General features: G+C 66.8%; 15 protein-coding genes and 2 riboswitches. Of the genes, 10 read left to right on the plus strand and 5 right to left on the minus strand.

From position 1 onward, the window contains the following. Window positions 1-21: 21 nt before the first annotated feature. The 3 genes from KBW95_RS10110 to flgB are packed head-to-tail and all read right to left on the minus strand — an operon-like array spanning window position 22 to window position 1,569. Complete coding sequence (locus KBW95_RS10110) at window positions 22-729, minus strand: flagellar hook assembly protein FlgD (RefSeq protein WP_211523801.1); 708 nt, start codon at window positions 727-729, stop codon at window positions 22-24. 17 nt (window positions 730-746) lie between these two features. Continuing rightward, the gene (gene flgC, locus KBW95_RS10115; protein WP_211520742.1) at window positions 747-1,148 is read right to left on the minus strand and encodes a flagellar basal body rod protein FlgC; all 402 of its coding nucleotides are present in this window, start codon (window positions 1,146-1,148) and stop codon (window positions 747-749) included. Window positions 1,149-1,158: 10 nt separating this feature from the next. Then, window positions 1,159-1,569, minus strand: coding sequence for a flagellar basal body rod protein FlgB (gene flgB / locus KBW95_RS10120; protein WP_211523802.1), 411 nt, complete (start codon window positions 1,567-1,569; stop codon window positions 1,159-1,161). Window positions 1,570-1,736: 167 nt separating this feature from the next. Here flgB and flgA point away from each other — a divergent pair, with 167 nt between their 5' ends. The 3 genes from flgA (at window position 1,737) to KBW95_RS10135 (ending at window position 3,325) form a co-directional block, all read left to right on the plus strand. Next, entirely contained in the window at window positions 1,737-2,438 is a 702-nt protein-coding gene (gene flgA / locus KBW95_RS10125) for a flagellar basal body P-ring formation chaperone FlgA (protein ID WP_211528155.1), read from the plus strand. Between the two features lie 101 nt (window positions 2,439-2,539). After that, entirely contained in the window at window positions 2,540-2,851 is a 312-nt protein-coding gene (gene flgM / locus KBW95_RS10130) for a flagellar biosynthesis anti-sigma factor FlgM (protein ID WP_211523804.1), read from the plus strand. Between the two features lie 3 nt (window positions 2,852-2,854). Beyond that, window positions 2,855-3,325 carry a flagella synthesis protein FlgN gene (locus KBW95_RS10135; protein WP_211523805.1) on the plus strand — a complete coding sequence of 157 codons (471 nt, stop codon included), beginning with the start codon at window positions 2,855-2,857 and terminating at the stop codon, window positions 3,323-3,325. Window positions 3,326-3,385: 60 nt separating this feature from the next. On the opposite strand, the gene KBW95_RS10140 is transcribed toward KBW95_RS10135, so the two are convergent. Then, entirely contained in the window at window positions 3,386-3,829 is a 444-nt protein-coding gene (locus KBW95_RS10140) for a hypothetical protein (RefSeq protein WP_211523806.1), read from the minus strand. Between the two features lie 230 nt (window positions 3,830-4,059). Here KBW95_RS10140 and htpX point away from each other — a divergent pair, with 230 nt between their 5' ends. Both htpX and KBW95_RS10150 read left to right on the plus strand, forming a co-directional pair. Continuing rightward, window positions 4,060-4,932 carry a protease HtpX gene (gene htpX, locus KBW95_RS10145; RefSeq protein WP_211528156.1) on the plus strand — a complete coding sequence of 291 codons (873 nt, stop codon included), beginning with the start codon at window positions 4,060-4,062 and terminating at the stop codon, window positions 4,930-4,932. A gap of 39 nt (window positions 4,933-4,971) precedes the next feature. After that, window positions 4,972-6,057, plus strand: a complete 1,086-nt coding sequence (locus tag KBW95_RS10150; protein ID WP_211528157.1) for an AI-2E family transporter — start codon at window positions 4,972-4,974, stop codon at window positions 6,055-6,057. A gap of 3 nt (window positions 6,058-6,060) precedes the next feature. Here KBW95_RS10150 and KBW95_RS10155 read toward each other — a convergent pair whose 3' ends face one another. Further along, on the minus strand, window positions 6,061-6,528 hold the full coding sequence (locus tag KBW95_RS10155; RefSeq protein WP_211528158.1) for a GNAT family N-acetyltransferase: 468 nt from the start codon (window positions 6,526-6,528) through the stop codon (window positions 6,061-6,063). 198 nt (window positions 6,529-6,726) lie between these two features. Between KBW95_RS10155 and KBW95_RS10160 the strand changes: the two genes are divergently transcribed. The 5 genes from KBW95_RS10160 (at window position 6,727) to KBW95_RS10180 (ending at window position 11,452) form a co-directional block, all read left to right on the plus strand. Then, window positions 6,727-7,179, plus strand: coding sequence for a hypothetical protein (locus tag KBW95_RS10160; RefSeq protein WP_211523810.1), 453 nt, complete (start codon window positions 6,727-6,729; stop codon window positions 7,177-7,179). Window positions 7,180-7,283: 104 nt separating this feature from the next. Continuing rightward, window positions 7,284-7,372, plus strand: a riboswitch (glycine riboswitch). A gap of 2 nt (window positions 7,373-7,374) precedes the next feature. Then, window positions 7,375-7,472: riboswitch (glycine riboswitch) on the plus strand. Window positions 7,473-7,788: 316 nt separating this feature from the next. Beyond that, window positions 7,789-8,499, plus strand: coding sequence for a hypothetical protein (locus KBW95_RS10165; protein WP_211528159.1), 711 nt, complete (start codon window positions 7,789-7,791; stop codon window positions 8,497-8,499). 38 nt (window positions 8,500-8,537) lie between these two features. After that, window positions 8,538-9,131 (plus strand): C39 family peptidase, encoded by a 594-nt coding sequence (locus KBW95_RS10170; RefSeq protein ID WP_211523812.1) that lies wholly within the window; start codon window positions 8,538-8,540, stop codon window positions 9,129-9,131. A 111-nt stretch (window positions 9,132-9,242) separates the two neighbouring features. Further along, window positions 9,243-10,427: a hypothetical protein gene (locus KBW95_RS10175; protein WP_211528160.1), complete on the plus strand. Its 1,185-nt coding sequence runs from the start codon at window positions 9,243-9,245 to the stop codon at window positions 10,425-10,427. Further along, window positions 10,424-11,452, plus strand: a complete 1,029-nt coding sequence (locus tag KBW95_RS10180) for a DUF4034 domain-containing protein (protein WP_211528161.1) — start codon at window positions 10,424-10,426, stop codon at window positions 11,450-11,452. Before KBW95_RS10175 ends, KBW95_RS10180 begins: the two co-directional genes overlap by 4 nt. Window positions 11,453-11,462: the final 10 nt, after the last annotated feature.

Below are 11,462 nucleotides of genomic sequence, written 5' to 3' on the forward strand. Positions count from 1 at the left end.
ATGTGTGGGTAAGCGGCTTGCTTACAGAACTTGTTTGATGTCGGCCATGGCTACCGCACCCTTGCCGGGCAGGTTGAGCTTGACGCCGTCCTTGGCATTCGTGGTCACGCTGGCAACGCTGTCGAAGGACAGGCCCTTGGCGTCGTCGAGCTCCTCGCCGGCGCGGGTGGCGACGACCTTGAAACTGTACTTACCGTCGGGCAGGACCACCGGCTTGCCGTCGCTGTCGAGCTTTTCCGGGTCGGGCACGCCGTCCCAGGCCACCGGCAGGATGCCGGCCTCTTGCGGGCCCATGTCGATGGTGGCCACTTCCTTGCCGTTGGCGTCCGTGACGAGGATCTGGACCTTGTCGGCCGGGGTGGCCAGCTCGACGCCCAAGATAGACTTGCCGCCGGAGAGCTGGACGTCCTTGCCTTCGACCAGCACGCCATGGCCGATCAGGTTGGTCGCCTGCATCGCCTCGGACGACTGGTAGCTCGACTTCAGGGTTTCCAGGGTCGCGTTCAGCTTGTTCACACCGGTCACGGTCGACAGCTGGGCCAGCTGGCTGGTCACCTGGGCGTTGTCGAGCGGGTTGAGCGGATCCTGGTTCTTCAGCTGGGTCACCAGCAGGGTCATGAACTTGTCGGTGTCGGCCTGGACGCTGTCGACTTCCTTCGGCTTGGTGTTCATGGTCGACATCAGGTCATTGATGGTCGAGGCGCTGGAATTGGTATTAACGGTGGTCATGGTCGTTGTTCAGTACATTATTGACCGAGGGTCAGGGTCTTGAGCAGCATGGTCTTGGCCGCATTCATTGTCTCGACGTTGGTCTGGTAGGAACGCGAGGCCGACAGCATGTTGACCATCTCGTCGACCACGTTCACGTTCGGCATCGTCACATAGCCCTTGTCGTCGGCCAGCGGGTGCTTGGGATCGTAGACCTGCTTCATCGGCGACTGGTCCTCGACCACTTCGCGCACCCGCACGCCGGTGGCGCCGGAAGCGGTGGGAACCGATTCGAACACGACCGCCTTGGCGCGGTAGGCTTCGCCGGTGGCGCTGGTGGCGCTGTCGGCGTTGGCCAGGTTGCTGGCGGTGGTGTTCAGGCGCTGGGCCTGGGCGCTCATCGCCGAGCCGGAGACGTTGAAGATATTAAATAGCGACATGATTTACCCTTTATTGCCCCTGGATGGCCGCCAGCAGGCCCTTGATCTGGTGGTTGATCATCGTGATGCCGGCTTCGTAGCGCAGCGCGTTGTCGGCGAACTGGTTGCGCTCGACGTCCATGTCGACCGTGTTGCCGTCCACGCTGCCCTGCACCACGCCGCGGTACTGCACCGGAGTGCCGTTGGCCAGGGTGTCGCCGGTGGCCTGGCCGCGCGGCACGTGGCCCTGGGCGGTGGTGGCCAGGCCGCCCTGGCGGCCGGCCAGCGCACCCTGCAGGGCGCTGGAAAAGTCGATGTCACGCGCCTTGTAGTTGGGCGTGTCGGCGTTGGCGATGTTCGACGCCAGCAATTCCTGGCGCTGGGCGCGCAGGGACAGGGCCGATTCATGGAAACGCAGGTAGTCGTCGATTTTGCCGATCATGCCAGCCTCCAGGCAGATTCTTGTTGGGACAGCACCGATCATACGGATCTGTAAAGCGAGGCAATCGAAGGAGTAGGATGGGCAAATCCCGGCTATTCATAGTTTCGCTACGGAATCATCACCCCTAAGATGGCAGCATTCCCGGTTTCCCATCCAGGCTGTTTTCCATGAAACGACACTTCGCCGCCCTGCTGGCGCTTGCCCTGCCCTTCGTCTACGCCCAGGCGCAGACCGCCAGCGCCCAGCGCCAGAACCTGCCCGCCCTGCGCGCGGTCGTCGAGCAATACCTGCAGACCCAGAGCGCCGGCCTGCCCGGCCAGGTATTGGTCAAGGTCGGCGCGGTCGACCAGCGCATGAGCCTGCCGCACTGCCCGGCGCCGGAAGCCTTCCAGCAGCCGGGCGCGCGTCCGTGGGGAAAAACAACGGTCGGCGTGCGCTGCACCGCCCCCACCGCCTGGACCGTGTATATTCAGGCCCAGGTCAGCGTGCTGGCCGACTACGTGGCCGCCGCCGTGCCCCTGGCCCAGGGCCAGCCGGTCGAGCAGGGCCACCTGGTCCTGATGAAGGGCGACATCGCCGCCATGCCGAACGGCATCCTCACCGACATGGCCCAGGCCATCGGCCGCACTCCCACCATTTCGTTGCCCGCCGGCACTGCCCTGCGCGCGGACACCCTGCGCAGCAAGCCGGTGGTCCAGCAAGGCCAGGCGGTGCGCCTGGTGTCGCGCGGCGCCAACTTCTCGGTCTCGGCCGAGGCCAAGGCGATCGGCACCGCCGGCGAAGGCCAGGTGGTGCAGGTGCGGACGCAGTCGGGGACGGTCGTGAGCGGGACGGCACGCATGGGCGGACTGGTCGAGGTCGTTTTGTAACAACCCATCGAAGGCCCTTTTCTGCGCTAAAGTTTGCGGCATCGCTGCCGATAAACAGACAGATCCCGGAGTTTCCGCTCCGAACAGAGAAGGATGATGCTGTGAAAATCAACGATACCCTCAAGAACAACCCAGGCCTCCAGCCCGCCACGACGCAGACCAACAACGCGCGTGGGGCGGAAAAGGCGTCGACCACTGCCCCGACTCCGGCGCAGACCGACAGCGTGCGCCTGTCTTCGCAGGGCCAGGCGATGGCGAATGCCGTCGGCGGCAACAACCAGGTGTTCGACACCAAGAAAGTCGAACGCATCAAGGCGGCCATCGCCGATGGCCAGTTCCAAGTCAATTCCGAGAAAGTCGCAGACGGCCTCCTCGAGACCGTGCGCGACTTGCTGCATTCACGCAAGCGATAACCCATGACCACCAGCCCGCACCACACTCTCGCCTCCGAACACCAACACGTCGCTTCCCTCGTGGAGCTGATGAAACAGGAACAGCAGTTGCTGGTAGCGCTCGACGCCGATGGGCTGGCGGAACTGACACCGAAGAAAAACGCGCTGCTGGCCGAGCTGGCCGCGCTGTCGAAGCAGCGCCATGCGGCGCTCGCCGCGGCCGGCTGCGAAGGCTCGGAAGCGGGCATGGAACCCTGGCTGGCGGTGGCCGGCAATCCGGAAGTGCGGCGCCAGTGGGAAAGCCTGCTGGAAATCTCGCGCGACGCCAAGGAACTCAACCGCGTCAATGGCATGCTGATCAACAAGCAGCTGGCGCACAACCAGGGCGTGCTGAACGCCCTGCGCACCCCGGCGGGCGCCGCCTCCGCCGGCATCTACGGCGCCAGCGGCCAGACCCTGGGCGCCGGTCCCTCGAAGCGCTTCGTGGTCGGCTGATCCGCGACGCATGAAAAGAAATGGCCGCATCCGCGGCCATTGTCGTTTTGGGGGCGGCGGTCAGCGCGACAGCGTGTAGGCCGACGGTCCCAGCTTGCGCAGCAGCGCGATGTTGGCCTTCTGTTCCCTGGTGAACTTGCCCATCATCTCGGCCGCCTGCTTCTTGTCCATCATCGATTCCATGCCGACGAACAAGCCGGCGTGCACCAGCGCGAGGGTGCTCAGCGCGAATTCGCGGGTGCCGATGCCGTGCTTGCTCAGCACCGCCTTGGCGCGCGGCTGCGCCTCGATGGCTTTCACGTAGTCGTCGACCGACAGCTCGTTCTTGCCGTCGTCCTCGTCATTGTCCTTTTCCAGTTTTTTCAGCTCCGGCGCGGCGGCCTTGATCTTCGCCAGCAGGGCCGGCGTCAGCACGAAATGCTCTTCCGGATCGGCGGCGAAGGACGGGGCGCTGCACAGCGAGAGGGCGACGAGCAGCGAGGCGGCGATGTGGATCGGTTTCATGACATTCCCTGGCAAAGTTGTTATGGCCGCGATTATAGGAGCCGCCCGCGTTCCGGAACCGCCGCTTGCGACGAATCCCCCCTCCGTGGTGTGATCCGCCGGCCACGTGCATGACTTCGATTTTTACGAAGAAATCTTTCGCTAAACTTCGCTTTTCCAGATAACGGGCTTGGCGTATCCTTTCGTGTAGGCAATACCGTCTTGCTTTGAACAACAACACTGGAAACGACATGAAACGCATTCTTCTCTTCCTCGCTACCAACGTCGCCGTCATGCTGGTGCTAAGCATCACCGCCAGCGTGCTGGGCGTAAACAAATTCCTGACCGCGAACGGCCTGAATCTGGGCATGCTGCTGGTCTTCGCCGCCCTGATGGGCTTTGGCGGCGCCTTCATCTCGCTGCTGATGTCGAAGCCGATGGCCAAGTGGTCGACCGGCGCGCGCGTGATCGAACGCCCGTCCAACTCGACCGAGCAGTGGCTGGTCAACACCGTCGCCGCCCAGGCGCAGCGCGCCGGCATCGCCATGCCGGAAGTGGCCGTCTATCCGGGCGAGCCGAACGCCTTCGCCACCGGCGCCACCAGGAATTCCTCGCTGGTGGCGGTGTCGACCGGCCTGCTGGAATCGATGACGCAGGAAGAAGTCGAGGCCGTGCTGGCCCACGAGGTGGCCCACATCGCCAACGGCGACATGGTCACCCTCACCCTGATCCAGGGCGTGGTCAACACCTTCGTGATCTTCCTGGCGCGCGTGGTGGCGTGGTTCGTCGACCAGGCGCTGCGCAAGGACGATGAAGAAAGCACGGGCCCCGGCATTGCCTATACCATTACCGCAATCGTCTGCGACATCCTGTTCGGCATCCTGGCCAGCGTCATCGTGGCCTGGTTCTCGCGCCAGCGCGAATACCGCGCCGACCTAGGCGCCGCCCGCATCCTGGGCACGCCGCGCCCGATGATCAACGCGCTGGCCCGCCTCGGCGGTATTGCGCAAGGCGGCCTGCCGAAGAACATGGCTGCCTCGGGCATCGCCGGAGGCGGTATGATGTCGTTGCTGAGCAGCCATCCGTCGTGCGAAGACCGTATCGCTGCCCTGCAACGCGGATAAGAGAACTTAAAAGAACTACCAACAAGGCCAGGAACCTCGATGCGGTACGCTCCACTGTTGTTGCCAGTACTGTTTGCCGCGGCGCTGGCCTACCTCCTGCAGCACTTCCTGGGCTCGCTCGCCTGGGCCGGGCTGCTGGCGGTGATCACCTGGCCCCTGCACCAGCTGCTGCTGCGCCGCGGCTGGCCGCCCCTGGCCAGCGCCGCCACCCTGCTGGTGGCGCTGCTGGTGAGTTTCATCGGTCCCTCGATCCTGCTGTTCAACGCCCTCACCAACGAGCTGGCGGGCATCGAGCGGATGCTGACCAACGTCAACCTGACCGGCGTGGCGGCGCCGTCCTGGCTGTACCGCCTGCCGCTGCTCGCCGAGCCGGCCATCAAGTGGTGGAACGAGCACCTGGCCGTGCCCGGCGGCTTGCGCGCCCTGATCCAGACCGGGCTGGGCGACTTCATGCCGCAGCTGACCGGCGCGGCGCGCCTCTGGGGCTCGACCATCCTGGCCAACGCCCTCTACCTGTTCCTGACCCTGCTGACCCTGTTCGTGCTCTACCTGCACGGCCCGGCCGTGGTGCGCTATGTCGACGGCGCCGGCGAGCGCCTGCTGCCGGCGCATTACCCCAGGCTGCGCGCGATCCTGCCGCTCTCGGTGCGCGGCACCGCGCTCGGGCTGTGCTCGATCGCCGTGCTGGAAGGCATCGTGCTCGGCATCGCCTACGCCATCGCCGGCGCGCCCGCTCCCGCCCTGCTGGGCGTGATCACGGGCTACCTGGCCCTGATCCCGGGCGGCGCCCCGCTGTCCTTCACCATGGTCTCGCTGCTGCTGCTGGGCCAGGGCCATGCCGGCGCGGCCCTGGGCCTGTTCGCCTGGGGCGCGGTGGAGCTGTTCATGGTCGACAAGTTCATCCGCCCCAAGCTGATCGGCCAGCGCGTCAACCTGCCCTTCCTGGCGGTGCTGTTCGGCCTGCTCGGCGGCGTCTCGACCATGGGCGTGCTGGGCCTGTTCGTCGGCCCCTTCATGATGGCGGTGCTGTTCGCCTGGCTGCGCGACGGCCGCGGCGCCGAGGCTGTGGAAGCTGTCCCGGCCGCCGGGAAGGCCGAACGAATCGGCCAGGATACGACCGTCTAGCGCTCAGGCGGCCAGGCGCTTGCTCATGAGGGTGGCGCCGGACGGCGTGACCCGCTCTTCCATGATGCTCCACCCGAGCCTGCGGTAGAAGCTGACCGCACGGCCGACCGACAGGTACATGGTCTCGACGCCGAGGGCCTGGGCCTTGGCTTCGAGCGCCTTGACGATCTGCTCGCCGACCCCGCCGCCGCGGTAAGCCTCCTTGATGTACATGCCCGCCAGCCAGGGCGACAGCCCTTCCCGCGTGCTCGGCTCTTCCATCTTGATGCTGCCGGTGCCCAGCAATTCGCCGTCCCGTACCGCCACGTAGGCGATGGGCAGCCGCTCGGTGTTGGCCCGCTCTTCCAGCATCGCCAGCAGCTGCGCCTTGTCCACGCCGTTGGCGAGGAACAGGTCGGACCACTCGCCGAAGATGAGGTCCGCGATCTCGGGGATGAACTGTTTGTGGTTGGCGAGGTAGTCGACGATCATGGGGGGGATCCTTGTATCTTGTGAAAGAGGCCGGCGCTTCCAGTGTACGTGGCGGCCTGTCCTGGCGGCAAGCTGGCGATTTTGTCAGGTCGGCCACGTCCGACTCCTCCTACGCAGCCTTGTACCGTGCGCCTATTGGGCTCCAGGTGCGGATGATTAAGATGAAGCTGTCCCGTCATCTATGCCAAGGAGAACATGATGAACGATAGAAATAAGTCCACCCCGAAACGCGGCCGCGACGACGACCAGCGCCGAGGCCAGGCCCTGCGCGGCAGCGCGGATTCCGGCTCCGGCTTCGTGGCCGACGACAGCGCCGGCTACTCCAGCGTCGGCGGCCAGAACGAACAGCGCGAAGCCACGTCCGGGCGCTACACCAACTTCAACAGCGCTTCGCCGGAGAGCAATGTCGGCCCGGCCGGCGCGCCGCAAACCAGCCACGGCAACGCCGGCGGGCCCGTGCCGGGAGGCACGGTCGAAAAGGCAGAGGGTAGCCAGGGCCAGCAGAACCGCCAGCAAGACGAAGTCGCCATGGCCGGCGGCGGCAATCCCAGCGATGCGGCCGCCGCGGACGGCGGCCTGGGGAACCGGGCCGGCACCGACGACGACAGCGACAAGCTGGACCAGCGCCGGGACCGCGACGCGGGGCGCTGAGCCGACATGCAGACGCTGGTGCAAAAACAACAAGCGGGATAAAACCGTTGAGTTTTTTGAAATAGCTGGGCTATCCTGTCTATACGACTGGCGCCCAGGCGCCGGCCGCGGTATCGGGAGAGACTGTCTATCCGACAGCGCCGAAGGAGCAACCGCCCCGGAATCTCTCAGGCAAAAGGACCGATACCGCATTCACACTCTGAAGAGCCGCCGGGAGACCGTCACCCGGCGCACCGAAGGAGCAAGCAGGCCCTACCTCGGCCTGCGAAATCTCTCAGGTCCAGCACAGAGGGGGTGCCGACGCGCAATGAGCGCGCGGATTCCCTTGTGACGCTTTTTGTGTCTGGATTTCATGCATACCGAACTTGACTCCGGCGCCCCTGGCGGCGCCGCGGCGCCGTGCGCGCCTGCGCAGCGCGCCACCGCCTTCCTTCCTCATCGCCAGGGCAGTTTCCCGACGCCGTCCTAGCGCTCGTCCCGGTTGTCCGGCACGCCATGCGTGTCCTTTTGCAGCAGCAGCAACAGACGCCCGCTCGGACAGGCGGGCCGCTTTTCACCTTCACATTCAAGGAGAAGTCGTCAATGCAAGCTCAACAACGGCAATACAGGATGGCTCGGGCAAGGCTCGCGGCCCTGGCGCTCGGCATCGGTCTCGGCCTGGCGGGACCCGCAGTACAAGCGCAGGCCGCCGATCCCGGCGCGGCGCGCCAGGCCGCGGCCGGCCAGTCCGCGGCCTTCGCCGCGGCCCAGCGCGATCTCAGCCAGTTCATCAACCACCAGCTCCAGCGCCCGGGCGCGGCCCCGGACGGCTTTCCGCTCGAGGTCCAGGACCTGCGCGCGCTGAAGGATGCGCGCATCGGCTACGGCTTCCCGGTCTACACCATCGATCCGGACCACCTGATGCGCGGCCGCGGCAGCATGAAAAGCATGGCGCGCCACGCCCAGCAATGGCGCTTCGTGGTGCTGCTGGGCGAGCGCCCGATCGGCATGGCGACGGTGGAGCAGCACGGCGGCCGCTACCAGACGGTCGCCTACGGCGCCGCGGTCCTGTCCAGGGACCTCGACGCCCTGGTCGCCGCGCACGGCAATGCCGACCGCTCCAACCTGCGCCTGCTGCGCATCTACCAGGCCCGTTCCGACCTGCTCGAAGTCGAGACCGCCGGCGGCACCCGCTTCGCGCCCCTGTATTCCGCGCGCGCTTCCCTGCCCCTGCAGCGCACCGACGCCTTCGGCCGTCCGACCGCCGCCCTGGCCGACGAAGCCGAACTGCTGCCAGCCCTGCGCGCGGCGGTCAAGCGCAACCTGGACGAGCACCGCTGAGACGGCGCCAACGACAAGCACCCATACGGAGACAAATAATGAACCAACGACTGACAGGCCTGCTGGCCGCCGCGGCGCTGACCCTGGCCGCACCGAGCGCCTTCGCGCAGTGGCGCACCCTCAACGTTCCCCTGACCACCCAGGAACACAGCCAGTGGTGCTGGTCCGCGACCAGCAAGGCGATCCTGAACCTGTACAAGAAGACCCCGAGCCAGTGCCAGATCGTGAACTGGGCCTTCGGGATCAACTACGCGTGCGGGAACACGATCTTCGACTGGAGCAGCTACGCCAACCAGCCGAACTCCATGTACGGCACCAGCGGCAGCGTACAGAACATCCTGTCCGCCTGGGGCGTGCCGAACACCGCCTACAACGTGGCCTCGTCATGGAGCAGCGTGGTGGCCGACATCAATGCCAACCGTCCCTTCGTGATCCGCTACGGCTGGACCAACGGCGGCGGCCACATCATGGCCGGCCGGGGCTACGAGACTTATAACGGCGTGAACTACGTCTACATCATGGACCCGTGGCCGGGCGAGGGCCAGACCTGGCGCACCTACAGCTCGGCGGTGTCGGCCTACGACCACCGCTGGACCCATACCCAGCGCATGAACGCCAGCCCGGCGCTGTAAGCCCCGTCTCCAGGCCGCCGCGGCGGCCTGGAGAGCGTGGAAATGCGCGTGTTTCTCCACTCATTCAGCATGATATGGTTCGACCTCCCCCATGTCATCGACGAGCCGCGCGTGACCAACTTCAAACCGCGGGCCGGACGCCTGGCCCGCTCCGCCCTGCCATTCACCCTGCTATTCACCCTGCTGGCCGGCAGCCTGACGGCGCTGGCCGCACCGGACCGGGCCACCAGGAACAACGCCTCCATTTCCGCGCCGCTGAACGAGGACCTGGCCCGCGCCTTCGCCCTGCCCAGGGAACTCGATCTCGACCCGGCGCTGCGCGCGGAAGCCGAAGCGATGGCCGCCACCCACCTCGCCCGCATCCGGCAACTGCTGCCGGCCTGGATTGACGAGGAAAGGCGCCTGCAGACCACGCCCGCCGAGCCCGCGTCCGAGGACGATGTCTATCATGCCGTCTTCGCCCGCGTGCTCAACGAACTGGCGCTGTGGCAGGTGGAACCGGGCGACGCGGACTACGAACAGGCGACCCTGGCGGCGCTGGCCGCATCGCCCGGCGTCTGCCGGCTCCAGGGCGATGCGCGCTTCCAGGATTTCGCGAGCCGGGTCCTGCGCCTGCAAGCCATGCCGCCCGCGCGGCGCAAGGCGGCGCTCGACACCGAGCGCCGGCTGCTGGCGCACTGGGGACAGCCGCGCGCCGCCCTGCCGCCCTGGCCGGTCCCGCTGCCTCAGGACGCCGCCATGCAGGCCGTGGAGCAGATCCGGCGCGGCGGACCGCGTGCGGCGCCGGCCCTGCCGCCCGCGCTGGCCTACGCCCTGCTCGCGGAACGCAAACCCTATGCCGAGCTGGCCACGGAAAGCAAATGCCAGCTCCAGCAATGGTGGCTGCGCGCCAGCGTGGCGCAGGGCGCGACGCCCGCGGCGGCGCTCGCCGCCTTCCGCTACGGCACATTGATCAGCGCGAGCGAGCGCTTCGCCGGCGCCTTCGAACCCGTCGTGGCCGCCCCGGGCGCCGTCCCCGGCTACCCCAAGCTCGCCGAGCGCTTCGACGTGACCGGGGTGACCCGCATCGCGCGTCCACTGGACGCTTCGGGCAAAGCGGGACCGGCCAGCATCGGCGAACGGAAGATCACGGTGCGCGGCATCCGCGGCACGCGCCCGGTCGCCTTCGAGAACGTCTTCGATGCGGTGGCCCTGCACCACGCGCGCCAGGCCGGCCCGGCCACGCCGCCGGAATTCGAGATGGTCTGGACCCTGACGCCGGCCGAACCGGACACGCAGGAGAAAACGAAGCCATGAGACTGCCCTCCCCTTTCATCCGCCTGCTGAACGGCGCCGTGCTGGGCGCGGCGCTGACAGGCATGAGCTGCTCCGCTCACGGCGCCAACGCGTCCGTGGCGGCGCCGGTCGAAGCCGCCGCCACGGACGCGTTCTGGCGCGGCGACTTCGCCGAGCTCGAACGCCGGAACACCGAATACAGGAAGCCGAACCAGTTCGACGCGGACGCGAACCTGCGCCTGAACCAGTTCCGCGCGGGCCTCGATGCGCTGTTCAACTACAAGATGAAGAACGAGGAAGCCTACCTGAAGGAGGTCGACCTGCTCACCCTGCAGTGGGCGAACGAGCACCCGCAATCGAGCTTCGCGCACGTCCTGCACGCCCGCGCGCTGCTCAGGCATGGCTGGTCGTATCGCGGCAAGGGCTTCGTCAAGGATGTGCCTCCGGAAGCCTGGAAGGACTTCCACGCCTACCTCAAGCGCGCCGCGGATTACCTGCGCCAGCATGCCGAGGTGGCGCTGCAGGACAGCGACGCGCATGGCATCCTGCTGGAGATCGGCACGGCCCTGGACTGGGACCGCCGCCAGATGGAAGCGATCGCGGAGGACGGCCTGAAGCGCTACCCGGACGACAGCGATCTCTACCTCCGCATGGCCGCCTCCCTGTTGCCGAAATGGGGCGGCAGCCCCAAGGTCCTCGACGACTACATCCGCAAGGTCACGGAACAGACCCGCGCGCGCCACGGCATGGCCTTCTATGCGCGGCTGTACTCGCACGCGGCGGCGAACCAGTTCGGCCATGCGCTGTTCGAGGGCAGCCACGCCGACTGGGGCAAGATGAAGCAGGGTTTCGAGGACATCCTGGCGCGCTACCCCGACAGCGCGAAACGGCTCAACCGCTATGCCTACATGGCTTGCCTGGCCAAAGACAGGGACACGGTCCTGCGCCTGCTGGGCAAGCTGGGCGAGCGCGTGGATCCCGAGGAATGGGGCGAGAATCCGGAGCGCAGCCTGGAAAGCTGCCGGCGCTGGGCCGGCGAGACCTGATCCGGGAGCG

The organism is Massilia sp. ZL223 (assembly GCF_018119395.1).
Lineage (GTDB): Bacteria > Pseudomonadota > Gammaproteobacteria > Burkholderiales > Burkholderiaceae_D > Telluria.

Bases quoted from the DNA above. Each gene is read 5' to 3' on its own strand.
- KBW95_RS10110 (WP_211523801.1), bottom strand. From the start codon at position 729: ATGACCACCGTTAATACCAATTCCAGCGCCTCGACCATCAATGACCTG.
- flgC (WP_211520742.1), bottom strand. From the start codon at position 1,148: ATGTCGCTATTTAATATCTTCAACGTCTCCGGCTCGGCGATGAGCGCC.
- flgB (WP_211523802.1), bottom strand. From the start codon at position 1,569: ATGATCGGCAAAATCGACGACTACCTGCGTTTCCATGAATCGGCCCTG.
- flgA (WP_211528155.1), top strand. From the start codon at position 1,737: ATGAAACGACACTTCGCCGCCCTGCTGGCGCTTGCCCTGCCCTTCGTC.
- KBW95_RS10135 (WP_211523805.1), top strand. From the start codon at position 2,855: ATGACCACCAGCCCGCACCACACTCTCGCCTCCGAACACCAACACGTC.
- KBW95_RS10140 (WP_211523806.1), bottom strand. From the start codon at position 3,829: ATGAAACCGATCCACATCGCCGCCTCGCTGCTCGTCGCCCTCTCGCTG.
- htpX (WP_211528156.1), top strand. From the start codon at position 4,060: ATGAAACGCATTCTTCTCTTCCTCGCTACCAACGTCGCCGTCATGCTG.
- KBW95_RS10150 (WP_211528157.1), top strand. From the start codon at position 4,972: ATGCGGTACGCTCCACTGTTGTTGCCAGTACTGTTTGCCGCGGCGCTG.
- KBW95_RS10155 (WP_211528158.1), bottom strand. From the start codon at position 6,528: ATGATCGTCGACTACCTCGCCAACCACAAACAGTTCATCCCCGAGATC.
- KBW95_RS10160 (WP_211523810.1), top strand. From the start codon at position 6,727: ATGAACGATAGAAATAAGTCCACCCCGAAACGCGGCCGCGACGACGAC.
- KBW95_RS10165 (WP_211528159.1), top strand. From the start codon at position 7,789: ATGGCTCGGGCAAGGCTCGCGGCCCTGGCGCTCGGCATCGGTCTCGGC.
- KBW95_RS10170 (WP_211523812.1), top strand. From the start codon at position 8,538: ATGAACCAACGACTGACAGGCCTGCTGGCCGCCGCGGCGCTGACCCTG.
- KBW95_RS10180 (WP_211528161.1), top strand. From the start codon at position 10,424: ATGAGACTGCCCTCCCCTTTCATCCGCCTGCTGAACGGCGCCGTGCTG.